The organism is Undibacterium sp. Dicai25W, from assembly GCF_049340505.1.
In the GTDB taxonomy this organism is placed as follows: domain Bacteria; phylum Pseudomonadota; class Gammaproteobacteria; order Burkholderiales; family Burkholderiaceae_D; genus Undibacterium; species Undibacterium jejuense.
In genome coordinates, this window is sequence record NZ_JBMPOQ010000005.1 from 242,985 (window position 1) to 266,591 (window position 23,607).

The window sequence follows — 23,607 nt, forward strand, 5'->3', positions numbered from 1 at the left end:
AGTAATTTTCCTCTGCTTACTTGCTTGCATCCAATTTTGAACGAAAGCAATTCGTTCACAGCATACTCATTTCCAAGGTCTTAATATGAATTCCAATATCGCAAATGGTCTGACCATCAGAGGCAGACTCTGGCTTGGGTTTGGTGTCATTTTGGCCTTACTGTGCGTCGTTACGACGATCGGTGTTGGCGAAGTAAATTCAATTGCCCGAGGGCTGATTACTATTGGTGACTTCAATAGTGTAAAGCAGCGTTATGCCATCAATTTTCGCGGCAGCGTTCATGACCGCGCAATTGCCTTACGCGATGTCGTATTAGTGCCTACTGATACTGAACTACAGGTGGTTACAGAACGGATCACGAGCCTCGCAGCTGATTATAATAAGTCTGCCGGCCCGCTGGATACGCTATTTACAGGTTCAAAAGAAATTAGCGATGATGAAAAGCAAATACTGAGCAGTATAAAAGAAACTGAAGCACGCACCCTACCATTGATCAACCAGGTAATCTCACTGCGTAAGTCGGGTGATTTTGACCAAGCAAAACTAATGCTGCTCAACGAAGCTAAACCTGCATTTGTAGAATGGCTGGCGCGGATAAATAAACTGATCGACTACGAAGAAAATTTAAATCGTGTTGAATCAGCTTCGGCCAGAAAAACTGCGAATGGTTTTCAGACTTTAATGCTAATCATGTGTCTCGGTGCAATCGTCTTTGGTGCTATTGTCGCTACATTTATTGCCAGAACAATTACCAGGGCAATGGGCGGCGAACCTCGTGATGCCAGTTCTATTGCACAAAATATCGCCGCTGGTGATTTGGCGGCAGAAATTCATATCGCCAGCAATGATCATAGCAGTGTACTGGCTGCCATGAGTGAAATGCGTGAGAGTCTGGTCAGGATAGTGAGCGAAGTGCGAAGTACTACGAATGCAATCTATGACGGTTCCTCTGAGATCGCCTCAGGCAATCAGGACTTATCAATCCGTACAGAACAACAAGCCTTAGTTTTAGAAAAAACTGCGACCTCGATGACGGAGCTAACCTCGACTGTCAAACAGAATGCTGAGAACGCTAAACAGGCAAATGTGTTAGCGCTTTCTGCATCGGATGTGGCTGTCAAAGGTGGTGCCGTCGTAGCGCGGGTGGTTCATACGATGGAGTCTATCAACAGCTCAGCTAAAAAAATCGTCGATATTATCGGCGTTATTGATGGCATCGCATTTCAAACAAATATTCTCGCCTTAAATGCCGCTGTGGAAGCAGCACGTGCTGGCGATCAAGGTCGCGGCTTTGCCGTGGTGGCTACCGAGGTACGTAATCTTGCACAAAGAAGCGCGGCGGCTGCCAAAGAAATTAAGATCCTGATTGGTGATTCTGTGGAAAAAGTCGAGATGGGAAGCAAACTGGTTACAGAGGCTGGTAGTACCATGGAAGAGATTGTCGGCAGCGTCAAAAAGGTAACCGATATTATGGGTGCAATAATGTTAGCCAGCGAGGAACAGAGTACCGGTATTGACGAAGTGCACAGAGCAATTAATGAAATGGACGAGGTAACGCAACAGAATGCGGCGATGGTCGAAGAGGCTGCAAGCGCTGCATCGCATTTGCAAACATTGGCGACAGCCCTATCAGCCCACGTCTCCATTTTTCAATTAAGTGAGGCCACACAACAACCTGTACAAAAACTTATACGCAGAATACCGGTAAGCAAGAAAGTTGTGTTGAAACTAAAATAAATATAACGACCTCCTATGAAATAGCTGAAATAGAGCCTGAAATTGCACAGTATTTTGAGCAAAACAATGCATTCATCCCGATATTTTCTGAATGCCGCAAACACGTTTGACGGTGTAGCGGCAGTCAAACTAAATAGCCTTATTTTGTCACTGGAGATCAACCACCGCCCGGGAATTGCTCAGTTCATTTTTTGCGCGTAATACATCTTCTGCGTCGCCGTGAACGATCAATACAAATTTATCCGCTTTGACTGCTGTATCGTATTTGATCAATTCATCCTTAGATGCTCCAATCATTGATAACGCGCCACCAACTGCGGATATGCCGCCAATCACGACTGCCCCCTCCAATGCAGCAACAATGGTGGTAACAATGGGGCCAGCCATCGCTACTACCCCAAGACCTGGCAAAACAAATACTGCCGGTGCTACCAACAAACCCCAGATCCCGCCCCAGAATGCACCAACACCGCCCCAGGCTTTAATTCGGTCGCCGGTACTGTAAAAGCCAATCGGATGTTCCTCACTGTGATACCCCTTACCGATTAAGGACAGTTTCTTGACATCAAATCCTGATTTCCCCAAGGCTCTGATCGCGTCTTCGGCATCACTGTGCGTATTAAATACGTAAATTGCAGAATGTTCGCTTTGCATATAAAACCTTTCAAGTAGATTTGAACGTCACAAATTCGTGTTCTGTCCGGAAAGAACATTTTGCTCAACAGCTATCTTTTCATCTGTGCGACAACCCACGTTAGAAAAAGGATTCAGAGTACAGACATTTTTTAGACATCAAGTTCGGTGGCGTACAGATGACACACACCTATCCAAATAAAGTTAAGTGATTCGGGCTACACCCTTTTGCTTACAGGAGTTCTGATGTCTACCGACCCCACATTCATTTCTAACGCGACTCCGCAGGTAACAGGTTTGAGCAGCAGCAAAAAAAGTGTATTAATGCAACCAGTTGTCAGCAGTAAAGTACAAATTCAATTTATCGTTGCATGGTTGTTTTGTCTGATTTTTTATTTTGCGCAGTACGCGATGCGTTCGGCGCCCGGTGTGATGTTGCCGGAGCTGACGCAAGCATTTTCTTTGACCGCATTAGGCATCAGCACCTTAATCGGGTTGTACTATTACACGTATTCTTTATTCGCTCTGATCGCAGGCGCTTTTCTGGATCGCTTCGGTGCCAGACTTGTGGTACCTGCCGGGATAGCAATGCTGGCAGCTGGTTCAATTTTATTCGGATGGGGTTCTTCATTATCGGCAGAATTTGGCCGACTGCTGCAAGGGGCTGGCGGGGCATTCGCCTTTACTGGTGCAGTGTATCTGGCAACACATGGGTTTCCCGGAAAATATCTGGCAACGGCAATTGGTTTTACTCAATGCGTTGGGATGCTGGGTGGTTCAGCAGGGCAATTCCTGGTCGCGCCTTTGATACACGGCATCATAACGTGGCAACAATTCTGGATCGATGCCGGTATTGCTTGCTTTATCGTCGCTGTCATCATGATGGTACTCACTCCACGTTCTGAGTCTTCACCCGTTTCTGAAAAAACCTCTTTGTGGGCAATGTTTGCGCCCTACAAAATAGTCCTGACGAATCCGCAATCATATTTGTGCGGCTTTAGTGCTGGGCTCTTATTTTTGCCGACAACGATCGGAGACATGATCTGGGGCGTCCCATTCTTACGCGTGGCTTCGCACCTTGAATTTAATGAAGCGGTCAGACAAGTATCCATGGTTCCGTTGGGTTGGGTGATTGGTTGCCCTTTACTCGGCTATCTGACCGATGTGATTGGTCGCAGAAAACCAGTGTTGATCGCTGGCGGCGTATTTATGCTGGCGATCTCTTTGGTGATTCTTTACGCACCACGAGAACTCCTGCCAGCTTATTGGCCAGGGCTGTTACTCGGCTTAGGTTCGGGTGCAGCGATGATACCGTACACCATGATCAAAGAATTAAATCCGGACAAAGTCAAAGGTAGTGCAACTGGCGCGATCAATTTTCTGGTTTTCACGTTAAGTGCTTTGATGGCTCCAGCTTATGGCTGGCTATTAAACCATTTATCTGGCGACACACCGATGACGATGGAAACGTTTCAACAGGCAGGTACCGTCGGCATTGTAGGTATCGTTGCCGCCATCGTCATGGCTTGTTTTATTAAAGAAACCGGTAGTAAGGCACTGCCGGAACGGCAAGCAAGCTGAACAAAATCAGACAAGTACAGTAAAGGCAATTCAATATGCGCTCTTCGATACTACAAGACCTGACCCCGGAAGTAAATTTGGCAAAATCACTTGGCGTTGGTCCTCGCCGGACACAACATCCAATTTATGTCGATTTGCTGCCACCCTGCAATGAAGCTTGCCCCGCTGGTGAAAATATCCAGGCATGGTTGGCACATGCGCAAGCTGGTCACGATCGACTGGCGTGGGAGGCCATTGTCAAAGACAATCCGTTCCCCGCCATACATGGGCGTGCGTGCTACCACCCTTGTGAGAGCAAATGCAATCGCAATGAACTGGATAGCGCCGTCAGTATTCACGCGGTAGAACGCTATCTCGGTGACTTAGCGATAGCGCAAAAATGGCATTTACCATTTGATGCGTCACCTACTGGCAAGCGCATTCTGATCATCGGTGCAGGACCAGCTGGCTTGTCCGCAGCCTATCATTTGCATATGCGTGGGCATGAAGTGGAGATCCATGAATCGAACGGACTGCCAGGTGGTATGTTGCAATATGGGATACCAGCTTATCGCTTGCCACGCGATATTGTTGCAGCCGAAATTAATCGATTACAAGAAATCGGTATTCGCATCATTTTAAACCATGCGGTCAGTGATCTTGTCGAAGAACAAAAGGCAGGCAATTTTGATGCTGTGTTTGTTGCGATAGGCGCCGGAATTTCTAAACACATCGATATTCCAACGCGAGATACCAGAAAGGTGATGGATGCGATCACCCTGCTTCACCACTTTGATGAAGAAGAAATTCCACGGATTGGCCGCAAGATGGTGGTTTTAGGTGGTGGCAACACCGCCATCGATGTGGCGCGCACTTTAAAACGTCTTGGAGCAGATGACACCATCATCGTCTATCGACGTGATGCTGCACACATGAGTGCGTTGCCGTTTGAAGTGAGAGAAGCCGTAAGCGAAGGTATACGCTTCGCCTGGATGCGGGGCGTTGCTGAAGTCTTTGCAGACCACGTAAAGGTCGAAAAAATGCAAACGGATGAACACGGGAATATTATAGGCACCGGCGAATTTGAAGATATTCCGTCAGATGCCTTAGTGCTAGCGATAGGTCAGGATTGTGCGAGTGGCTTTTTAGAAAAAGTACCGCAAATTCAACGCAGTCCTCACGGAAATATTCATATTGATCGTCAATTCATGACGGGAGTGGACGGCATTTTTAGCGGTGGTGATGCCACCGATGGTCAACATAGCGTCACAGCCGCGACTGGCATGGGCAAAAAAGCTGCTGCCTATATGGATGCATGGCTGCGTAAAACCAAATACGAGGCATATAAAAAACACCCTGTTGTGAGTTTTGATATGTTGCGCTTGCCCGTCTACAGTCCGGCAGTTTCGTTAGAAGAGAAAGAGCTTCAAGGTTCAGAGCGGCTAGTGAGCTTTGACGAGGTCATCAGCACACTAACACCGTCCGAGGCACGGCATGAAGCAAAACGTTGTTTATCTTGTGGTAATTGCTTTGAGTGTGACAGTTGTTACGCCGCCTGCCCGGAAACCGCAATCTCAAAACACGCAGAGACCCCAACCTACCAGGTCAATCTGAATCTGTGCACTGGTTGCGCCGTGTGCGTTGATCATTGTCCTAGTCATGCGATGGAAATGATGCAGGATCTTGTTCAGTCTGATTGCTAAAAAAAGCAACAGACTCAGCTCACACAAAATAACGGGACAAAATTCCGGGAAAGAACATCATGAGCAAATATACGACCATGGATGGTAATACTGCAGTGGCACATATCGCATATAGGGTGAATGAAATTTGCGCTATATTTCCAATTACGCCCTCTTCCACCATGGCAGAACTGGCCGATGAATGGTCAGCCAAAGGTATCACCAATATATGGGACAACGTACCGGTAGTACAAGAAATGCAAAGTGAAGGTGGCGCCGCTGGTGCGGTTCACGGTGCATTACAGTCAGGGGCATTAACAACCACGTTTACGTCATCCCAAGGGCTGATGCTGATGCTGCCAAACATGATAAAAATCGCTGGCGAATTGACCTGTGCGGTTTTTCATATTGCTTCGCGTTCATTAGCAACGTCTTCATTGTCGATCTTTGGCGACCATTCGGATGTCATGACCGTCAGAACCACCGGTTTTGCGCTATTGTCTTCGGCTTCAGTACAAGAAGCACATGATCAAGCCTTAATTGCGCAGGCGGTGACCTTAATGTCGCGCGTTCCAGTGCTGCACTTCTTTGATGGTTTTCGCACCTCGCATGAACTCAATACACTCATTTTGTTAAGCAATGAGCAAATACGCGCCATGATCGATGATCGCCTGATTCTGGCACATAGAGCGCGCGCATTAAATCCTGAACATGCATTTATTCGTGGGACAGCACAAAACCCAGATACATTTTTTCAAGCGCGAGAAGCAGTCAATCCCTACTATGCAGATTTGCCAGACATTTGTGAATCAGTCATGGTGCAATTTGCTGCCCTTACCGGTCGCCATTATCACTTATTTGAATACACTGGCGCGGCAGATGCAGAACACGTCATCATTGTGATGGGTTCTGGTGCTGAGACAGTGAAAGCGACCGTTAAGCTGGCGAACCAGAACGGCAGAAAAATTGGCGTCATTCAGGTTCGTTTATTCCGGCCTTTTTCTGCATCGCATTTCCTTGCCTGTCTCCCGGATAGCGTCAAGAGTATCGCTGTCATAGAGCAATGCAAAGAAGTTGGTGCCAGTGGTGAGCCTTTATATCTGGACGTAGTCTCCACCCTTGCCCAAGACTACACGAGCGGCAAACGGGTCATCATGCCAAAAGTCATTGGCGGCAGATATGGTCTGGGTTCAAAAGACTTTTCTCCCGGTATGGTCATGGCGGTTTTTGCTGAGCTACAAAAAGCGGAACCTAAAAACGGTTTTACGATTGGTATTGATGACGATCTCTCACATACTAGCCTTAGCTTTGATGCGCAATTTGCGATTCCTGACAAAAATAGAAGCGCGGTGTTTTATGGCCTGGGAGCAGATGGCACGGTGGGCGCGAATAAAAATACCGTCAAAATACTGGCAGAAAGCGCTGGCTTCTTTGCCCAAGGTTATTTTGTGTACGATTCACACAAATCCGGGGCACAAACTGTTTCTCATTTACGTTACGGACACGAAGCAATCCATGCCCCCTATCTGATTAGCTCTGCAGAATTTGTCGCCTGCCATCACTTTGATTTTTTATTCCGGCAAGACTTATTAGGTCTGGCAGCAATGGGGGCGACATTTTTATTGAATAGCCCTTTCTCTGCAAGCACGGTGTGGGATCAATTCCCGCGGTCTGTGCAACAGAGCATCATCAATAAGCAATTGAAAGTATTTGTCATCGACGCCCAAGCAATTGCAGAAAAAGCGCAGCTAGGTAACCTGACCAATACGATATTACAGACCTGCTTCTTTGCGCTGAGCGAAGTATTACCACTGGCAACGGCGATAGCGCACATAAAAACAGCGATTAGCAATAGCTATAGCGGAAAAAGTGCCGGCACCGTTGAGAAAAACCATGCCGCAGTCGATATGGCAATCGCCAACATGCATGAAGTCAAGATACCACACAAAGTAAGCAACTCGCTGGAATTGATCGCAGCTGTGCCACCTGGTGCACCTATCTTCATTCAAAAAATGACTGCCAAAATGTTACGCCAGGAAGGCAACAGCATCCCCGTCAGTGTGATGCCGGCCGATGGTAGTTTTCCGTCCGGTACAGCCTCTTTTGAAAAACGTAATATCTCAGATTGGGTCGCCGAATGGAATGCAGAGACCTGTATTCAGTGCGGGCAATGCTCTATCGTCTGCCCACATAGCGTCATTCGGGCAAAATTTTATAATCAAGACCAACTCTCTGGTGCGCCAGCCAATTTTAAAACAGCGGCTATCAATGCGCGCGGTTATCCGGAAGAGCGCTTTAGTCTGGATGTTTATCTGGAAGACTGTACTGGTTGCGGACTGTGTGTTGAAGCTTGCCCTGTCGTCACACAATCGGACGCAAAATTAAAGGCCATCAACCTCGTAGCAAAAGCACCAATATTAGAAACCGCTAAAGAACATTTGCGGTTTTTTGAAACGATCCCCATTAACAATCGTTCCCTGGTCGACTTTGATAACGTACGTGGTGTCCAATTTCTGCAACCCTTATTTGAATTTCCGGGTGCATGTGCCGGTTGTGGCGAAACGCCGTATCTTAAATTATTATCGCAGTTATTCGGAGATCGTGCCCAAATTGCGAATGCAACAGGTTGCTCTTCCATTTATGGCGGCAATTTACCTGTTACCCCTTGGTCTTTGAATGCAAAAGGACAAGGTCCAGCATGGTCAAATTCTCTGTTTGAAGACAATGCCGAATTTGGTTTCGGGTTCAGGCTCGCGGCTGACAAACACTTAGCGATGGCAAAAGACCTCCTGAAAATAATGACTCAACAAATCGGCGATCAACTTGTCAGCGACATCCTCGGAGCCCGACAAATCGAAGAATCTGAAATTCAACAGCAGAGACTGCGCATCGCGAGTTTAAAAAAGATTCTTCATCGGCTTAATTCTGATCCAGCACGCAATCTATTGTCACTCGTTGATCATCTGGTCAGGCGCAGTATCTGGTTGGTCGGTGGCGATGGCTGGGCGTATGACATCGACTCTGGCGGACTGGATCACGTTTTAGCCAGTGGCAGAAATGTGAATGTTCTGGTGCTCGATACCGAAGTCTATTCCAATACTGGCGGTCAAGCCTCTAAAGCCACGCCTTTAGGTGCAGTTGCAAAATTTGCCGCAGCGGGTAAGCGAGTCGCCAGAAAAGATCTGGCATTGCAAGCCATCGCTTACGGCAACATCTATGTCGCACAAGTGGCAATGGGAAGTAATCCACAACAATGCATTTTAGCGTTCAGAGAAGCCGAAGCTTATGATGGCCCATCAATTATCCTCGCCTATAGTCATTGCATTGCCCACGGTATCGATATGCGTCATGGCATGCGACAACAACAACTGGCGGTAAAAAGTGGATTCTGGCCCCTACTTCGCTTTAATCCTGCGTTGATCAGTACCGGAGTTAATCCATTTTGTCTTGATTCTTTAGCGCCTGATATTCCGCTGCAAGACTATGCCTATAACGAAATCCGCTTCAGTAGTTTGATTACGGAAAACAAGGCAGAAGCCGCAGCCTTGTTAGAACAAGCGCAGCAAGATGTATTGAAAAAATATCTGGAATATCAAACTTTATCCGAATTAGGTGGGCAACATTTCAGTGGCAAAGCACCTTCACGAACACCATCGTGGTCAGCCACTTAGTGCTTAACATCTACGATCACGTCGCTTTTTACTATTCATTTTTTATCTTTTCCTGGAGTTCATCATGAAATATCTTCCTACCATTTCTACTAGCGTATTATTAACCATCACCATCACCATCACCATCACCATCATGAGTTTGAGCGCTTGCGCAGGGATGACTACACAACAAAAAAATACCAGCATCGGTGCTGGTGCAGGGGCGGTTGCTGGCGCAGTCCTTACCGGCGGTAGCGGCGTTGGTACCGTTGGCGGTGCCGTTGTCGGTGGTGTGATTGGTAATGAAATTAAGAAATAAATTAAGAAGTAAATCACGCTTTCCATTACCGCAATTTCATGTGGTTTTTCTACACCATTGTCTGATAGCGTACCGAACAAAAACTAACAAAAAACTAAGCTTAGTCATACATTTATTTTCATCACTACATATCGACAAATTCTTAGCAATCTGTGCGATGAAGAATGTTGTGATGACATACAGGGGGTGCGTTGCACCACCCTGTGTTCATCACTTATTAAAAGCAGGAACTTACCGCAGAAGCAATTCAGCTGGTCTCTTCCTTTTGTCTTTTTATTTCTTCGAAAGCTATTATGCAATCCCGTAAAAAAATAAATATTGCGCTGACTGCGCTCTTTAGCATTGGTGCCGGGGTTTTAACCTCTGGCGCCGTCGCTGAGGACTATAATCCGTCCTGGTATATTGCGCCTAGCTTACACGCCGCTGATATCGATGATGGCTTTGGGCCGGGCTCAACGTCTTACGGTGCCGGTCTCAGAATAGGTAAACCTGTTTCCGACAATATTGATATACAACTTGGCACCACCTTCACACAAAGCAAAAACAGTTATCAACGCTTTTACCAAAACGCGTATAGCATCGATGGTCTGTATTTATTCTCTCGCGAAGCACTACGACCATTTATCGTCATGGGTATCGGTGCTGAACGAGATCGCATGAATTCTTCCAATGGAATCGCTGACCGCTACTCACCAAATGCCAATCTCGGTGTTGGCGTGCAATATGTATTAAGCGATCAATTCAGCTTGCAAGCTGACTGGCGCAAAGTACATGCTTACTTGCGCGGAGCCGATTTTGGCTTCAAACAAGCAAGTAACAGCTTTTTATCGTTCGCATTAGTCTATGCGTTTGATAAGACGCCAAGCCGTCCAGTGCCGCAGGCACCACCAGCACCGCCACCACCCAACGTCACTGCGACGCCGCCAATAGTCACAATACCTGTCCCACCGCCGCCAGCCCGATTTGAAAAAATCAACCTGTCAGCAACAGAACTATTTGGCTTTGATAGCGCTCGTCTGGCTGATAACCAACCAAAACTAGATGGCATTGCTGATGCACTCAACACCAATACCCAAATTGATAACGTCGTCATTACTGGTTATACCGATCGCATCGGAACCCAAAAATACAACCAGAAGCTGTCTGAACAGCGTGCAAATGCGGTGAAGACATATTTAGAGGGCAAAGGCGTTGCTGGCAATAGAATGAGTGCCATCGGTAAAGGTGAAAGCAATCCTATCGTTCAATGTTCTGAAAAATCAAAAGCAAAATTAATCGAATGTCTGGAGCCTAACCGCCGTGTCGAAGTGGATCAAATTACCATCGAAAAACGGGTGCAATAAGGTCGCCTTCCAAGCTTTAATCATTGAATGAAAAAAGCGGCCATTGTTACGATTGGCCGCTCTTTTTTATTCAACTAATTACCCAACATTTTCTAATCAGACTCTTTAGTCCAGCTCGCATCCGGGTTGTACGTGACGATTTTTGGCATCAACGCCTGTGTTCTCCTACCTAAGTCTTTGCTATAGACCACGCCTTGATGACTGATCATAAAACTTTTGACACCGGTAATTGCATATTTTTCAGGGTACGCAATGAGTGCAAAACCACCTATCATTCTATCTTTTGACAAATAGCTAAAAGCGCCGCCCGGAGCGGAGCTACCTTGCGCAGTGAGGATTTTGAAATAATAGCCGTGATAAGCATGACCACTATCGGCGGGGATTCGTCGCTGCAAACTTTGATGTGCATCGGCAAATGCCTGTCCCATCGGCGATAAACTCTCATTTTCGCCGGAGACCCAATACAGTCCATCATGTTTACCCGGCGTACTCGCAATTTTTTGTGCATATTCAAGTAGCCCATCACTATTTCGGTCCATCAAAACGTATTCGCGTTGAGCATCCGCATAGGCCAATGAAACTTGTATGGCGGCTATTTCATCGCTACCGATACGACGATTTTTCCATTCGCGAGCACCAGCCACATCATCAAAATGCCATTGAGTACCACTTTTTACTAACGGAAACGGCAATGGCCAATCAAGCGCACCAACGATAATGATCGCCCTGTCATTACTCAGCAAATCTAGAGAGTTTTTCTCATCAAAGGCGAGTAAAAATTTCTCATAGGACATTTGATTAAATAACTTGTCGCTGGAGTATTCTTCCGGGATTGCTTTTTCTCCGAGTATCTTTCGCACCCTCACGTGGTCATTCTGCCGTAATGCATCCACTAACTGGGTAACAGCCTGCTCAGGGGTAGCAAAAGTGAGTTGTTTTCTGCTAACTGGAGTGTTATGCACAATGATAGCCTGGTCGCCGATGTTTATTGCCGTAGCTTGCACTGACAAAGGCAAATTGATCAATACGAAGACAGATACGGGGACGATGTTGAGTAGAGTTTTCATGGCTTTTTCTCTTTTTCTGATGGCGTTATTTATTTCTTCTGGCTGGCCCAGCATGCGCTGCGGGTCCCAGGCTTTGTTGACCACGAGCTGAATGTGCCTGGTTTTCTTGTCTGGAACCGGATGGCATCATAGGATGGGAAAGCGCACCTGGGTTACCCATATTAGTGCGCTGTAATTGATGCACAGGTTTTGCCTCAGACAAACGTTGAACCTCGATCGGCGCCGCCGCCTGATTCGTCATGTGATGAAAAGATGCCTGAGGCTGCGCTATTTGAGGCCGCCCCCTTATTGGAGCGGCAGCTGGCCCTGCTACGACAGCAGGTGCAATCCTTCCACGAAAATTTTCCCTCATTACACTACTTGGTGTTGAAGATCTTTGTGGCGCAAACTGCTGCCTCACATCATCGGATCTATACGCAACACCTTGCCTATGTTGTGGTTGGTGCCGCCATGGGCTGCCGCCACCCGCTGCACGCCCGCGCTGGCCTTCAGGATATACCATCATGTGATGGCGATGCCAATCTGGACGTGCATCCAGAAACAGGGAACCAACAATACCTATTCCTATCCCAAACGCCATGCCGTTGATCAATTCATTGTTATAGCCGGGCGAACGATAAACAATGGGCGGTTGCCAGTAAATTGGCGGACTATCCGGCCACCACCAGTTGCCATACACGACGTCGGGATTGTAATAAGGAACATATATTTGATCCGACGTGCCTGGTTCTATGCTGATATAGCCGTTGTCAGCAATAACCTGCTCTTGCTGATCACTGCGCAGATGCCCTGCCTGACTGGCTTTGCTACGTAGTTCCTGGACTGTGTCCATCACCGCTTGCTGTTGCCCTAAAAAAGCATCACCAAGTTGCTGCGTCCACGGCAAATTTTGCTCCATCATTAGCAATACAGAAGGAAACGGCAGCAGGGATCTGATACTCACATCCCACTGCGTTGTACCTGAGGCTTGCGCCAGCTGATCGCCATGCAATTGCGGATTTTTTTGCACAAATGCGGCTGCCTGAGTCACTTCCAGCGGATAAGTTGCGGCCATTAATACCTGACTCAGCAAGGCATCTGGATACAATGCGATCGGTGCCAGTAACTGATCTAATTTTTGCTGCGTCAATATATTTTGCGCAAAGACTGGCACGGAACACATTGCTACAAGAACCACGAAGACAGAAAGAAATCTGCCTCCCACTTGGCATAATTTCGTTTTCATAATGCTCTCCGGTTAAGCGAGGTAATCTGGGCTGAAATAAAGGTAAGAAAATTTTGAAATGAGAGTAACGAAACCAAAAATATGATTCAGTACTTGTTTTCGACTTTTATCTTCTTCGTTCCAGTCGCGAACAAATGATCCCAAAAAGAACTGCTGACGCCATAAAAGCAATCAGGATTCACGCAATGATGCAAGGCATGCCATCGCTTCCTGTTTACCAGCCATCCATTGCGTCCCTTCCAGTGATGAGTAGCATGATGTGTGACGATGTAAGCCCCATAGCCGACAACCACACCCAGTGTGATAGCGATCGCGTAAAAGGAAGTTGTAAAAAGCCACATTGGCAAAAAAATCAAAACCAGGATGAGCGCTGCACTCACAATTGTCGGCGTGCCGATACTCGATTTAGGTTGTTGATGGTGGCGATGATGCCAGACGCTGAACGGCTTCAAACCATGCAAAATGAAGCGATGAGATAAATACTCTACCGCACTCGAAATGACGACACCTAACGCAACCAAAAAAAGGCTCATTAGCCATTTATTTGAAGGACATATTGCACAAAGCAGCAATGTCAAAAATAGCGTATTAAATCCATAAAATAGAAAATCTATAGCAATATCACGCCGACTTTGTTCTAGCGATAAAAAAGACATATCGACCTTTAAATGAAATAATTTCTTCAATTCCAGTCCGTATTTTGGACTGAGACTAAAGAAATTTCCGTTCGTCAACGCACATTAATGTTTGGACGTTCAGCACTAAGTTGTTAAGTGCTGAAGAGCGACAGACGATGATCGTTCGCCAACGTACAGACCTGATAAGCGAGATGACCTAATTTGAATGCAACATCCAACCAGATGCAAATACGGAGAAGCTAAGTGAATAAGATCGGAGAAAATATCAGGGTGGAAAGGTTTACTTTCCTGTCTCAATCAAGGGCTGTCAATACGAAAACGAATCCGTTTGAGAAGCAACAAAAGGAAGTGCAATACCAATGCAAAAAACTAGAGGGAAGCATTACCGACGCGATAGGCGCTATGAAAGAGTTGATCAATCATTCTCGACATCAATAAGCCGGAATTGTGGCACTTTTTGCGCATTTTTTATACAAGCCGTAAATAAATCATCGATTTCTGCAATCACGCTTTCGGTGAATGGAAGCCAGCTATGGAACGTAACGACAATCCACAATTAATACGCTCATTAAAACGCAAGGTTTCGTTAGACACGATGCCAGACTATGCCGGCAATTCGCCTTTACTTTTAATGGAAGGATGCATGTATGGGATCTGCTCTGGCAGCCTGATAGGGGCAATCTCGTTCTGGCTCTGTCACGCAGTATTGGGAAACCCAGTATCCGCACCTATATTATCTTCAAGCATATTGGCATTGTGTTTCGGCGCATTCTCAGGCGCATTTATTGGAACCCTCTTTGGTACCTCCCTCGCCTATTTCGTCAACAGTAAAAAAGTCCGAAATTTTGAGGAATCTCTACAAATACCATTTGATCATGGCCTTTATCCAGACGAAATACAAGATAACTTTGATTACATTCAACAATGGAAATACCAGCGTGGAGAATATTCAAAAATTTGAATTTACTCTTCTGACCACATCCCTGCTTCGAAGCAATTCTTCACCTATAAAAATGGAAATCATCATGGATCAACGCGAAACAACCATTAGTAAAATTCATTCCCAACTAGATGAACTCAATCGTACTCTCGATGATTTGGAAAAAACCATCAAAGATAAATCAGCACAGGCGAGTTCAGCTTACGATAAAGAAATGATTAATCTTCATGAAAAATTAAATGAGATGCGCGCTAAATTAGAGGGAATGAAAACCGCGAGCACCGATCGTTGGGACAATATGATGGAACACATCGAAGTATTGCAACATGCATTTATTGCTTCCTACAACTTTTTTAAAGAAGAACTCAAAAAAAAATGACTTACCAAATGGCAAATCAATATGAGCCTCATCATTCTGGTACTTTTAATTCTTTTCCTGATCGGATCTGTTCCAGCCTGGCCGCATAGCAGGAGTTGGGGATATGGGCCTAGTGGTGTCAGTGGCTTGATCATCGTCATTCTACTTCTTCTGCTCTTTACCGGCCGTCTATAAACTATTTTATTGGAGCTAATATGATTTCGTCCTTCACACTAAATACCAAAAACAAGATTTTCATCAATACCTTATTGTTTACGATGCTCAGTACACTCATGTGTTCCAGTTTCGCCCAACAACGACGTGACAACGACATAGAGCAGCGCGGTGACCCGCAGCGCTGGTACCAGGAAAAGAATACACCCGAAGCGTATTTCGCGACATTGAAAAAAGAAGCCTATGCTGTGTATCAAGAGTCCATCAAAGATTGCAAAAGTGTTGCAACGATGGATAAAAAGCAGTGTACAAAAGACGCCAAATCCCAGTTACAACAAGATTTGGCTGATGCTAAAACTACGTCGGATCACCCGCACTGAATCATATCTGGATTTTTTTTAAGATTGAGAAGTCATCCCGCCTCGACTGCAGGATGACTTCTCAATTTTATACGTCAGGAAAGCAGATCACGCATATCGTCAGCGTGTTCTTCTTCTGTGGTCATGATGCCTATCAACATATTTTTGGTTGTCGGATCGGTGTCTTCCAAATTCTCTATCATCTGACGATAGGTCTCGATGGCGATACGTTCTGCCACCAAATTGGATTTAATCATTTCATGAATATTCGCCGACTCATTATATTCGGCATGACTACGCAGTAATAAAGTCTCAGGATTAAAATCAGGTTTGCCGTTCAATTGAACGATGCGCTCTGCCAACTCGTGTGCGTGGTCTTGTTCATCTAAGGCATGTTGTAAGAACTCGGCTTTTACCGGACGGTTATGTAAGCCTGACGCTGTGTAATAGTGACGTAAATAACGCAGCATACATACCAGCTCAGTTGCCAATGCATCGTTGAGCATCTTTATAACGTCTTCACGGTCGGCTTTATAACCAGCCGTTACCGCACCATCGTTGATATTCGATGCAGCGAGACGAATCGATTGTTTATTCATTTCAGATTTTTTAGCGATGTGCATGATGTACTTTCAGAGCGAATTAGCTGTTAAAAATTTCTGGATTTCTACTACGGAGAGAAAAAAAGATTTAGGCCAGTATTTCAAAATACGAATGTGAACCACAATAAGCCAAGGTTAATGCGACAACATCGAACAATAAGTCTGTGACTGTAAGATTTCGCGCGTCATCCCACCAGCGACCCATTCACGAATACGGCTATGTCCATAAGCACCAGCCACGAGTAAGTCAACATTCATTTCTGTCGCGACTTCTCTCAACTTTTCTGCCTCTTCATCCGCTGCGACAATGGTCAGAGAGCTTGCTTTAATTTGATGACGAGCTAGCCACTCAATAACAACAGCGTGTTGCAACTTGATATTGTCTTGTTCGTCGAGTGCGGCAATTTCCATTAATATGACTTTTGTCGCTTTTTTTAGCATAGGTAGAGCATCGTAGATTGCCCGCCTGGATTCCATTGTGTCTTTCCAGGCAATCATCATGGTCTGTAAATGCAGCTCGCGGCAACTGGCAGGAACCAGCATCATCGGTCGCCCTAGTTGCATCAGTACATCACCATTATTCATGTGCCGGGTAGATTCTGACTCCACATGATCGGCGGCTTTCGCAATCAAGAGATCTGCAATACATGCTTCTCCAACCACGTAGTCAGCGATGGACGGACATATTGCCGAAGAACGCCAGCTAAGAGAGCCGGCGATCGATTGTAAAGATGTGCGAAATTCGGTTTCAAGTACAAGCATTTCCGCTTGCGCTCTATCGAGCTCATCTTTCATCAGATCGCCATTGATATACCCATCACCGTAAGGCATCTGCATTGGACTGCAACCGACGATGCCTATCACGTTCGCATTAAACCGCTCAGCTAACTGCCCTGCAACATGGATTAAATTGTGGTTATCCGCACCAAGCTCGAGATTTACCATCAGGTTTGCATAAGTCATACGATCTTTCATCAACATGGCGCTTTGGTGCCATGATTAGTGGCTGTGAATTAGTGGCTATGAATTAGTGCAATTTATCGATCTATGTTGGCCAGTGTTAACTTCAGGTGCGAAATATCGACGTTTAGGTCATTTTCGAATTCCTGCCATCTTGTGGCACCAGCACGTTTCATTTCACCCATTTTTTTCTCTACAACTTGAATTTCCACTTGCAACAAGGCGTATTTTTGGTCCATTTTTGTTTTAGCTTCACCACTCAGAAGCGCTGATTTTTTTTGCAATTCATTGGCTTTTTCTCTGGCAATAGCCAAATCACTTTCAGCACTCTTTACAAATGCATCTCTTTTTGCGGTATCGCTCGCGTAATCAAATTGCGGTAAATTTCTGATAGATTCTTTGGTTGCACCCGGGATGACTATCTTGCCACTTTGCTCAACGATCTGAGAGATCGGAATCGCAATGTTATGCCCACCGATACCAATAAACCCGCCAACATTGACGATGAAATAGGTCACGTTTTTTTCAGGAGAAATGATGACGTCTTCGATTTTGCCTACGCTAACGCCGGCATCGTTATAGACTTCGCGGCCAAAAATACTCTTTTTCACACTCCATCCCAGTGCCAATTGGCGTGCCTCAATTACAGTCACGCCAAGAAAGGTGGTCGAACCAGCCACCTGCGCAAAGCCAGGTGTACTGAGTAGTAAATTACCCATAAGGAGCAATCCCAGGGTAGAAGCTATTTTGGTCATTTTCAGCCATCCTTTTTTATATATTGAAATCAACACGCCGTTGTAGCAACGACCTCAGATTACATATAAAAGAACATGAAATTGCGTTCTGTGCGGCGTCTAACATAATTAGAAATATTCAACAAAGCGTGACAGCGTACATACAGCAGCGCTAACAAATTTCAGAATAAAACTTCAATCAATTCAGGAGAAATAAAGTGAAAACATCCACGGAGTTAAAACGGGACGTTATTGCAGAACTCAATTGGGACCCCTCTCTTCCCGCCAATAACATAGGCGTAGAAGTCAAAGACGGGGTTGTTACCTTGTCCGGTCACGTTGGAAGCTTTGTCGAGAAATGGAATGCTGAGCGCGCTGTTCAGCGCGTCGTTGGTGTCGGCGCATTGGCAGTAGAAATCGAAGTTAATTTACCAGGTTCAAGCAAGCGCGATGACGCAGATATTGCCCGCACGGCATCCAATGTACTTGCATGGGCATCATACGTCCCCCAAGACAGTATTAAAGTCATGGTCGAAGGCGGATGGATTACTTTAACAGGCAATGTTGAGTGGGAATATCAGCGCAATTCAGCTGCAGATGCCGTGCGCAGGCTAATGGGTGTAACCGGTGTGAGTAATGACATTAATCTCGAGCCATCAATTGCAGCTCAAGTTGTACAGAGTGATATAGAAGCTGCGTTAAAACGTTTGGCAAAATCAGAAAGTGCCAATATCACAGTGCATGTTGATGGCAGCACAGTCACTCTTGCGGGGACAACGCACAGCTGGGTCGAGCGCGACCTCGCCAGTCAGGCGGCCTGGAATGCCCCAGGGGTTAAGCATGTAAAAGACAAGATCAGAATATCCATGTAACTCTCAATGAGTAATCTCCAACGATGCATTTGCAGGTCACAGCCTTAACACCCCGACTTACTTTTTTTTAAATATTGAGAATATTATGATCATATCGAATACAAACAAAGCCACAGATATCAGCAAGTCTATTCCACGCTTATTGAAACGCTCAGATAAAATCTATTCGTCGGACGAAGATGTTGAATCTCTGAAACGTGAAATCCTGATGACCTCAAAAAAGAAAGACGAAAAGAAAACACAGCCTTCTCAGCAGCCAGCAGGGGTCAAAGCATTGCAAGAAAAAAACGAACGAGAAGAGGTCGCTGGCAGACATAAAAATGATGGGCAAAAGCACTTTAAAGGTGCACGTTGATAGTTGAGTGAGTTATATCTGATGACTTGATTCGACTTCACCGATCACATTTTCAGCTTGACCGGTGAAGTATTTTTATATCCTTCTGTCCAGCGCAGCGGAATTCCAGAGGGTAATGGCAGTCATTTCCGGATCGTTATGTTCATAACTTAGTATCCCAAACGAGGCAGTATCGAGTAAAAAGTGCTGGGCGTCGGACACCGGGAAGTGTATCCACCTCGCTGCCAACACGCGACAAAAATGGGCGTGTGAAAATACTGCGACATTCCCTTGCAGGCGCGCAAAATCAGCCAGGCAACGATCAGCACGATGCTCAATCTGCTCCAAAGACTCACCACCATCAGGACCATCTCTGAAAAAGCGCCAACCTGGCCTGGCAAATTGAATCTGTGCTGGTGTCAATCCTTCATCGCATCCATTGTTCCACTCGGTCAAATCTTCCCTGACGATGGCGTGCGTGGCTAAGCCAGCTAACGTACAGGTTTGTCTGGCACGTCGCAGAGGGCTACAAAAGGTCGATGTGAAGGTATATTTGCGGAGCGATTGTCGCAGATACTGCGCTTCTAATTTTCCTTTGGGTGATAGCAGAATATCCGTTGTTCCCGTATATTGCCCCGAGACAGTCCAGGCAGTTTGCCCATGCCTGATCACAAAAATTCTTAATGGTAATGCCGCCGTCATTGCTTCTGTACCCCAGTGATAGCGCGATCAATCGAAGGTTCCAGAAGTTGCTGGTAGACACCGCGACGAGCACGTTGATTGTCACAAACCCGCCGATAAATAGCATCTTGAACGGCTTTTTTATGTTCATGAACACCGCCCCACAATTGCAATGCGGGGAACTGTATTGCACGTGAAAAAGAAAATGCCAATTGCCAGGGCAAAGTCTGTTTCAGATTCTTCAAATCATCAGACGTACTCGCTATACGGCTATCTCTGAGATTCATCGCATTGAGTCTGGCCGATGCCAGATCACCAGACTGACCGCCAGATAAAAAAGCGATTACAGGAACGGCAGCAGGAACTGTCTCAAGCATACAGGTGATGGTCGTATTCGTAATGGTATCGATATCTTCCTGCATTGGGCAATCGGCACCTGGTAAGATCATATTTGGCTTTAAGATCATGGCTTCCAATACGACCTCTTGCTGATTAAGATGTCTGAATACAGCCCGCAAAAATTGTGTCGTCACCTCCCGACAACGATCCAAATTATGTGTCCCCGTCATCATCACTTCAGGCTCTACGATGGGAACCAAACCTGCTTCTTGAGATAGTGCAGCAAACCTTGCCAAGGCATCCGCATTGGCTTCTATACACGCTAGCGTAGGCAGTGATGCTGTGATCGAGACGGCAGCACGCCATTTTGTAAAGACCGCACCAAGCCCTGCGTAGGTATTCAATCGCGCTCTTAATCCATCCAAGCCACTCGTCATTTGTTCGAGAGGATGCAGTGCCAATGATTGCATCCCTTTATCGACTTTAATCCCAAAGAGAATATTATTTTCACGCAATAACTGCAAGAATGACGCGCCATGATGCTGTTGTTGGTAGACTGTTTCGTCAAAGAGGATGACCCCGCCTATCGCGTGATGCAAATCGGGAGTGGTTAATATTAGCTCTCGCCACGCACGGCGATTTTCTTCAGTTACAGGGATACCAAGCTCAATAAACCGTTGATTGCAAGTGGGATTACTTTCATCCATGGCGAGTATGCCTCGCTCCTCCGCAAACAGTGTTTTAATCGTATTCGTCATTTTTTTTATCAGCATATCCATACTTAACCTTTTATTTATTATTCTCAGGTGCTTGTGATGACTGCGATAGTTGTTTCAGTGCAAGCGCCATTTCTTTCAAAACCACCTGATCAACGGCTGCAATATTGACTTCAGGAATATCCCAACTAAAGATGGCACGATATTTTTCCAGCACCGCCGTCATATCGAGGGCAATCTCTTTTTTTCGTGCAAGTAGCTCTCTATCTTCCATTTGGCTCATTGTTTACTCCGTTGCAGAATGTCGTGGTGTTGGGTTCCAATGCCAATTGCTAATCTCAGGCATATCCTCACCATATAGCCGGATATATTTTCCATGTTTGATCAACTTTTCTTCTACTAGCTGTTTAAGCTGCCGGGTTTTGTCATTTGCCTGTGGAAGATGGTCGATGACATCCATGACCAGGTGAAAGCGATCAAGCTCGTTTAACACGGTCATGTCAAACTGCGTAGTGATCGTGCCTTCCTCCTGATAGCCATGGACATGGATATTTCTTTGGTTAATACGGTCGTAGGTGAGCCTATGAATCAACCATGGATAAGAATGAAAAGCAAAAACAACTGGTTGATGCGTCGTAAATAGATCGTCGAAATCCGTATCCGACAATCCATGAGGATGTTCTGTTGCAGGCTGCAATCGCGCCAAATCAACAATATTGATACATCGTATTTTTAAATCAGGCAAATGTTCACGTAAAATTGAAATCGCTGCCAAGGTTTCCAACGTTGGTACATCGCCACAACAAGCCATCACCACATCTGGCATCTCGCCTCGATCGTTGCTCGCCCAATCCCAGATGCCGATGCCTTGCGCGCAATGGGTGACCGCCGCTTCCATACTTAGCCATTGCGGTGCCGGATGCTTTCCCGCAATCACGACGTTGACATAGTGGCGACTGCGAAGGCAATGATCCATCACCGACAGCAGACAATTCGCGTCTGGCGGTAAATACACACGGATAATTGAGGCTTTTTTATTCAACACATAATCGATAAAGCCCGGATCCTGATGAGTAAATCCATTGTGATCCTGGCGCCAGACATGTGAAGTTAAAACGATGTTAAGGGAAGCGATTTTGGCACGCCACGGTAATTGCGCGGCAACTTTGAGCCACTTCGCATGTTGATTAAACATGCTGTCGATGATGTGTATAAACGCTTCGTAGCAAGTAAAGACACCGTGGCGGCCAGTCAGTAAATAGCCCTCCAACCAGCCTTCACATTGATGCTCACTGAGCATACTGTCCAACACCATACCATCTTGCGCAAGAAATTCGTCATTCACTGCTATCTTTGCATTCCATTGTCTCGAAGTGACTTCAAACACTGACTTTAGACCATTTGAGAGGGTTTCATCCGGACCAAATATTCTGAAATTGCGTCGTGCCTTGTTTGCAACAACGATATCACGTAAAAACCTGCCCAGAACATGCATGTCCCCGATTCCAAGCATTCCGCGCTGCTGTAAAGTTTCAGCATAAGCACGAAAATCAGGCAGCAGCAAATCGCGCAACAAAACGCCTCCATTTGCATGAGGGTTAGCCCCCATACGACGCTGCCCTTCAGGTGCTAAGGCCGCCAAAGCAGGAAATAGTTTTCCAGTTGCATCAAATAGTTCATCCGGCCGGTAACTTAACATCCAGCTTTCCAGCATCGCCAGATGAGTAGCAGGTGTGCTCTCAGAGACAATCAAGGGCACCTGATGGGCACGAAACGTACCTTCAATTTGTAGATCATCAACGACTTGAGGACCGGTCCAACCCTTTGGCGAGCATAATACGATCATAGGCCAACTTGGTCGATGCAACTCCCCCATGGTGCGTGCCTCGTACTGTATTGCCTGAATCTTCTCGATCACGCTATCGAGCGCAGTAGCCATAGTTTCATGCATGAAAGCTGGATCATCCCCTTCAACAAAATACGGCGTCCAGCCATAACCTTGCAAAAGTTGCTCCAGCTCTGCACGAGGTATCCTCGCTAATATGCTTGGATTGGAAATTTTATAGCCATTCAAGTGCAATATCGGTAGCACGACCCCATCGTGTACCAGATTTAAAAATTTATTTGAATGCCAGGCCGTTGCCAAAGGTCCGGTCTCTGCTTCTCCATCACCAACGACACAAGCAACAATCAATTCTGGATGATCAAACACAGCGCCAAACGCATGACTTAGTGAATAACCCAATTCCCCGCCCTCATGTATTGAACCCGGGCATTCAGGGGATGCATGACTGGGAATGCCGCCAGGAAAAGAGAACTGTAAAAATAGTTTTTGTAATCCAGCTTCATCCTGGCTGATCTCTGGATAGATCTCGCTATAGGTACCTTCCAGATAGGTATTGGCAACGACTGCCGGCCCACCATGACCGGGTCCGGCAATATAAATCATATCCAAATCGTATTTTTTGATGATGCGATTTAAATGTACGTAGATAAAATTCTGTCCTGGGGTTGTTCCCCAATGCCCGAGCAGCATACGTTTGATATCTGCCAATGCTAAAGGCCGTCTGAGTAAAGGATTGGCGTACAGATAAAGCTGCCCGACTGATAAGTAGTTTGCCGCACGCCAATAAGCATCAATGTTGTACAACATTTCCGGGGACAGGCTGACTCTACTCATGGC

Annotated in this window: 23 protein-coding genes; 12 read left to right on the top strand and 11 right to left on the bottom strand. The window is 46.0% G+C overall.

What is annotated here, in order from left to right:
• The first annotated feature begins 85 nt into the window (after positions 1–85).
• Positions 86–1,738 (top strand): methyl-accepting chemotaxis protein, encoded by a 1,653-nt coding sequence (locus tag ACO0KY_RS08550; RefSeq protein WP_423045246.1) that lies wholly within the window; start codon positions 86–88, stop codon positions 1,736–1,738.
• A 147-nt stretch (positions 1,739–1,885) separates the two neighbouring features.
• Here ACO0KY_RS08550 and ACO0KY_RS08555 read toward each other — a convergent pair whose 3' ends face one another.
• The gene (locus ACO0KY_RS08555; RefSeq protein WP_423045248.1) at positions 1,886–2,392 is read right to left on the bottom strand and encodes a DUF1269 domain-containing protein; all 507 of its coding nucleotides are present in this window, start codon (positions 2,390–2,392) and stop codon (positions 1,886–1,888) included.
• A gap of 225 nt (positions 2,393–2,617) precedes the next feature.
• Here ACO0KY_RS08555 and ACO0KY_RS08560 point away from each other — a divergent pair, with 225 nt between their 5' ends.
• The 5 genes from ACO0KY_RS08560 (at position 2,618) to ACO0KY_RS08580 (ending at position 10,925) form a co-directional block, all read left to right on the top strand.
• Entirely contained in the window at positions 2,618–3,952 is a 1,335-nt protein-coding gene (locus tag ACO0KY_RS08560) for an MFS transporter (RefSeq protein WP_423045250.1), read from the top strand.
• Positions 3,953–3,987: 35 nt separating this feature from the next.
• The gene (locus ACO0KY_RS08565; protein ID WP_423045252.1) at positions 3,988–5,634 is read left to right on the top strand and encodes an NAD(P)-binding protein; all 1,647 of its coding nucleotides are present in this window, start codon (positions 3,988–3,990) and stop codon (positions 5,632–5,634) included.
• A gap of 59 nt (positions 5,635–5,693) precedes the next feature.
• Entirely contained in the window at positions 5,694–9,284 is a 3,591-nt protein-coding gene (gene nifJ, locus ACO0KY_RS08570; protein ID WP_423045254.1) for a pyruvate:ferredoxin (flavodoxin) oxidoreductase, read from the top strand.
• Between the two features lie 133 nt (positions 9,285–9,417).
• On the top strand, positions 9,418–9,582 hold the full coding sequence (locus tag ACO0KY_RS08575) for a glycine zipper 2TM domain-containing protein (RefSeq protein WP_423045316.1): 165 nt from the start codon (positions 9,418–9,420) through the stop codon (positions 9,580–9,582).
• Between the two features lie 293 nt (positions 9,583–9,875).
• Complete coding sequence (locus ACO0KY_RS08580) at positions 9,876–10,925, top strand: OmpA family protein (protein ID WP_423045256.1); 1,050 nt, start codon at positions 9,876–9,878, stop codon at positions 10,923–10,925.
• 92 nt (positions 10,926–11,017) lie between these two features.
• Here ACO0KY_RS08580 and ACO0KY_RS08585 read toward each other — a convergent pair whose 3' ends face one another.
• The 3 genes from ACO0KY_RS08585 to ACO0KY_RS08595 form a co-directional block, all read right to left on the bottom strand.
• On the bottom strand, positions 11,018–11,992 hold the full coding sequence (locus ACO0KY_RS08585) for a DUF2950 domain-containing protein (protein ID WP_423045258.1): 975 nt from the start codon (positions 11,990–11,992) through the stop codon (positions 11,018–11,020).
• 25 nt (positions 11,993–12,017) lie between these two features.
• Positions 12,018–13,217, bottom strand: coding sequence for a DUF3300 domain-containing protein (locus ACO0KY_RS08590; RefSeq protein ID WP_423045260.1), 1,200 nt, complete (start codon positions 13,215–13,217; stop codon positions 12,018–12,020).
• Positions 13,218–13,303: 86 nt separating this feature from the next.
• Complete coding sequence (locus tag ACO0KY_RS08595) at positions 13,304–13,903, bottom strand: sterol desaturase family protein (protein WP_423045262.1); 600 nt, start codon at positions 13,901–13,903, stop codon at positions 13,304–13,306.
• A 484-nt stretch (positions 13,904–14,387) separates the two neighbouring features.
• On the opposite strand from ACO0KY_RS08595, the gene ACO0KY_RS08600 reads away from it, so the two are divergent.
• The 4 genes from ACO0KY_RS08600 to ACO0KY_RS08615 all read left to right on the top strand — a co-directional run bounded on the left by ACO0KY_RS08600 (position 14,388) and on the right by ACO0KY_RS08615 (position 15,707).
• Positions 14,388–14,816 carry a hypothetical protein gene (locus ACO0KY_RS08600; protein WP_423045264.1) on the top strand — a complete coding sequence of 143 codons (429 nt, stop codon included), beginning with the start codon at positions 14,388–14,390 and terminating at the stop codon, positions 14,814–14,816.
• 64 nt (positions 14,817–14,880) lie between these two features.
• Entirely contained in the window at positions 14,881–15,174 is a 294-nt protein-coding gene (locus ACO0KY_RS08605; protein WP_423045266.1) for a hypothetical protein, read from the top strand.
• Positions 15,175–15,195: 21 nt separating this feature from the next.
• The gene (locus tag ACO0KY_RS08610; protein ID WP_186913319.1) at positions 15,196–15,348 is read left to right on the top strand and encodes a DUF3309 family protein; all 153 of its coding nucleotides are present in this window, start codon (positions 15,196–15,198) and stop codon (positions 15,346–15,348) included.
• A gap of 83 nt (positions 15,349–15,431) precedes the next feature.
• Positions 15,432–15,707, top strand: coding sequence for a hypothetical protein (locus ACO0KY_RS08615; RefSeq protein WP_423045268.1), 276 nt, complete (start codon positions 15,432–15,434; stop codon positions 15,705–15,707).
• A 74-nt stretch (positions 15,708–15,781) separates the two neighbouring features.
• Here ACO0KY_RS08615 and ACO0KY_RS08620 read toward each other — a convergent pair whose 3' ends face one another.
• The 3 genes from ACO0KY_RS08620 to ACO0KY_RS08630 all read right to left on the bottom strand — a co-directional run bounded on the left by ACO0KY_RS08620 (position 15,782) and on the right by ACO0KY_RS08630 (position 18,003).
• Positions 15,782–16,309, bottom strand: a complete 528-nt coding sequence (locus ACO0KY_RS08620) for a ferritin-like domain-containing protein (RefSeq protein WP_186913321.1) — start codon at positions 16,307–16,309, stop codon at positions 15,782–15,784.
• 114 nt (positions 16,310–16,423) lie between these two features.
• Entirely contained in the window at positions 16,424–17,251 is an 828-nt protein-coding gene (locus ACO0KY_RS08625) for a universal stress protein (RefSeq protein ID WP_423045271.1), read from the bottom strand.
• Between the two features lie 74 nt (positions 17,252–17,325).
• Positions 17,326–18,003, bottom strand: a complete 678-nt coding sequence (locus tag ACO0KY_RS08630; RefSeq protein ID WP_423045273.1) for a PRC-barrel domain-containing protein — start codon at positions 18,001–18,003, stop codon at positions 17,326–17,328.
• 197 nt (positions 18,004–18,200) lie between these two features.
• On the opposite strand from ACO0KY_RS08630, the gene ACO0KY_RS08635 reads away from it, so the two are divergent.
• Together ACO0KY_RS08635 and ACO0KY_RS08640 are read left to right on the top strand one after the other, a co-directional pair.
• A complete protein-coding gene (locus ACO0KY_RS08635; RefSeq protein WP_423045275.1) occupies positions 18,201–18,854 on the top strand; it encodes a BON domain-containing protein in 654 nt (217 codons plus the stop codon).
• 85 nt (positions 18,855–18,939) lie between these two features.
• The gene (locus ACO0KY_RS08640; protein ID WP_423045277.1) at positions 18,940–19,209 is read left to right on the top strand and encodes a hypothetical protein; all 270 of its coding nucleotides are present in this window, start codon (positions 18,940–18,942) and stop codon (positions 19,207–19,209) included.
• A 75-nt stretch (positions 19,210–19,284) separates the two neighbouring features.
• Here ACO0KY_RS08640 and ACO0KY_RS08645 read toward each other — a convergent pair whose 3' ends face one another.
• Genes ACO0KY_RS08645 through ACO0KY_RS08660 form a run of 4 tightly spaced genes read right to left on the bottom strand, consistent with a single transcriptional unit; the run spans position 19,285 to position 23,604 of the window.
• Positions 19,285–19,890, bottom strand: coding sequence for a histidine phosphatase family protein (locus tag ACO0KY_RS08645; protein ID WP_423045279.1), 606 nt, complete (start codon positions 19,888–19,890; stop codon positions 19,285–19,287).
• Positions 19,887–20,987 (bottom strand): class I fructose-bisphosphate aldolase, encoded by a 1,101-nt coding sequence (locus ACO0KY_RS08650; RefSeq protein ID WP_423045281.1) that lies wholly within the window; start codon positions 20,985–20,987, stop codon positions 19,887–19,889. The genes ACO0KY_RS08645 and ACO0KY_RS08650 overlap by 4 nt, the downstream gene beginning before the upstream one ends.
• A 10-nt stretch (positions 20,988–20,997) precedes the next feature.
• Positions 20,998–21,207, bottom strand: a complete 210-nt coding sequence (locus tag ACO0KY_RS08655; protein ID WP_423045283.1) for a hypothetical protein — start codon at positions 21,205–21,207, stop codon at positions 20,998–21,000.
• Between the two features lie 3 nt (positions 21,208–21,210).
• Positions 21,211–23,604 carry a phosphoketolase family protein gene (locus tag ACO0KY_RS08660; RefSeq protein ID WP_423045285.1) on the bottom strand — a complete coding sequence of 798 codons (2,394 nt, stop codon included), beginning with the start codon at positions 23,602–23,604 and terminating at the stop codon, positions 21,211–21,213.
• Positions 23,605–23,607: the final 3 nt, after the last annotated feature.

Excerpts from the sequence above, each read along its gene's own strand:
- ACO0KY_RS08550 (WP_423045246.1), top strand. The coding sequence starts at position 86 with ATGAATTCCAATATCGCAAATGGTCTGACCATCAGAGGCAGACTCTGG.
- ACO0KY_RS08560 (WP_423045250.1), top strand. The coding sequence starts at position 2,618 with ATGTCTACCGACCCCACATTCATTTCTAACGCGACTCCGCAGGTAACA.
- ACO0KY_RS08625 (WP_423045271.1), bottom strand. The coding sequence starts at position 17,251 with ATGACTTATGCAAACCTGATGGTAAATCTCGAGCTTGGTGCGGATAAC.
- ACO0KY_RS08640 (WP_423045277.1), top strand. The coding sequence starts at position 18,940 with ATGATCATATCGAATACAAACAAAGCCACAGATATCAGCAAGTCTATT.
- ACO0KY_RS08615 (WP_423045268.1), top strand. The coding sequence starts at position 15,432 with ATGCTCAGTACACTCATGTGTTCCAGTTTCGCCCAACAACGACGTGAC.
- ACO0KY_RS08655 (WP_423045283.1), bottom strand. The coding sequence starts at position 21,207 with ATGAGCCAAATGGAAGATAGAGAGCTACTTGCACGAAAAAAAGAGATT.
- ACO0KY_RS08590 (WP_423045260.1), bottom strand. The coding sequence starts at position 13,217 with ATGAAAACGAAATTATGCCAAGTGGGAGGCAGATTTCTTTCTGTCTTC.
- ACO0KY_RS08620 (WP_186913321.1), bottom strand. The coding sequence starts at position 16,309 with ATGCACATCGCTAAAAAATCTGAAATGAATAAACAATCGATTCGTCTC.
- ACO0KY_RS08565 (WP_423045252.1), top strand. The coding sequence starts at position 3,988 with ATGCGCTCTTCGATACTACAAGACCTGACCCCGGAAGTAAATTTGGCA.
- ACO0KY_RS08555 (WP_423045248.1), bottom strand. The coding sequence starts at position 2,392 with ATGCAAAGCGAACATTCTGCAATTTACGTATTTAATACGCACAGTGAT.
- ACO0KY_RS08650 (WP_423045281.1), bottom strand. The coding sequence starts at position 20,987 with ATGGATATGCTGATAAAAAAAATGACGAATACGATTAAAACACTGTTT.
- ACO0KY_RS08600 (WP_423045264.1), top strand. The coding sequence starts at position 14,388 with ATGGAACGTAACGACAATCCACAATTAATACGCTCATTAAAACGCAAG.
- ACO0KY_RS08610 (WP_186913319.1), top strand. The coding sequence starts at position 15,196 with ATGAGCCTCATCATTCTGGTACTTTTAATTCTTTTCCTGATCGGATCT.
- ACO0KY_RS08630 (WP_423045273.1), bottom strand. The coding sequence starts at position 18,003 with ATGACCAAAATAGCTTCTACCCTGGGATTGCTCCTTATGGGTAATTTA.
- ACO0KY_RS08575 (WP_423045316.1), top strand. The coding sequence starts at position 9,418 with ATGAGTTTGAGCGCTTGCGCAGGGATGACTACACAACAAAAAAATACC.
- ACO0KY_RS08605 (WP_423045266.1), top strand. The coding sequence starts at position 14,881 with ATGGATCAACGCGAAACAACCATTAGTAAAATTCATTCCCAACTAGAT.
- nifJ (WP_423045254.1), top strand. The coding sequence starts at position 5,694 with ATGAGCAAATATACGACCATGGATGGTAATACTGCAGTGGCACATATC.
- ACO0KY_RS08585 (WP_423045258.1), bottom strand. The coding sequence starts at position 11,992 with ATGAAAACTCTACTCAACATCGTCCCCGTATCTGTCTTCGTATTGATC.
- ACO0KY_RS08660 (WP_423045285.1), bottom strand. The coding sequence starts at position 23,604 with ATGAGTAGAGTCAGCCTGTCCCCGGAAATGTTGTACAACATTGATGCT.
- ACO0KY_RS08645 (WP_423045279.1), bottom strand. The coding sequence starts at position 19,890 with ATGACGGCGGCATTACCATTAAGAATTTTTGTGATCAGGCATGGGCAA.
- ACO0KY_RS08580 (WP_423045256.1), top strand. The coding sequence starts at position 9,876 with ATGCAATCCCGTAAAAAAATAAATATTGCGCTGACTGCGCTCTTTAGC.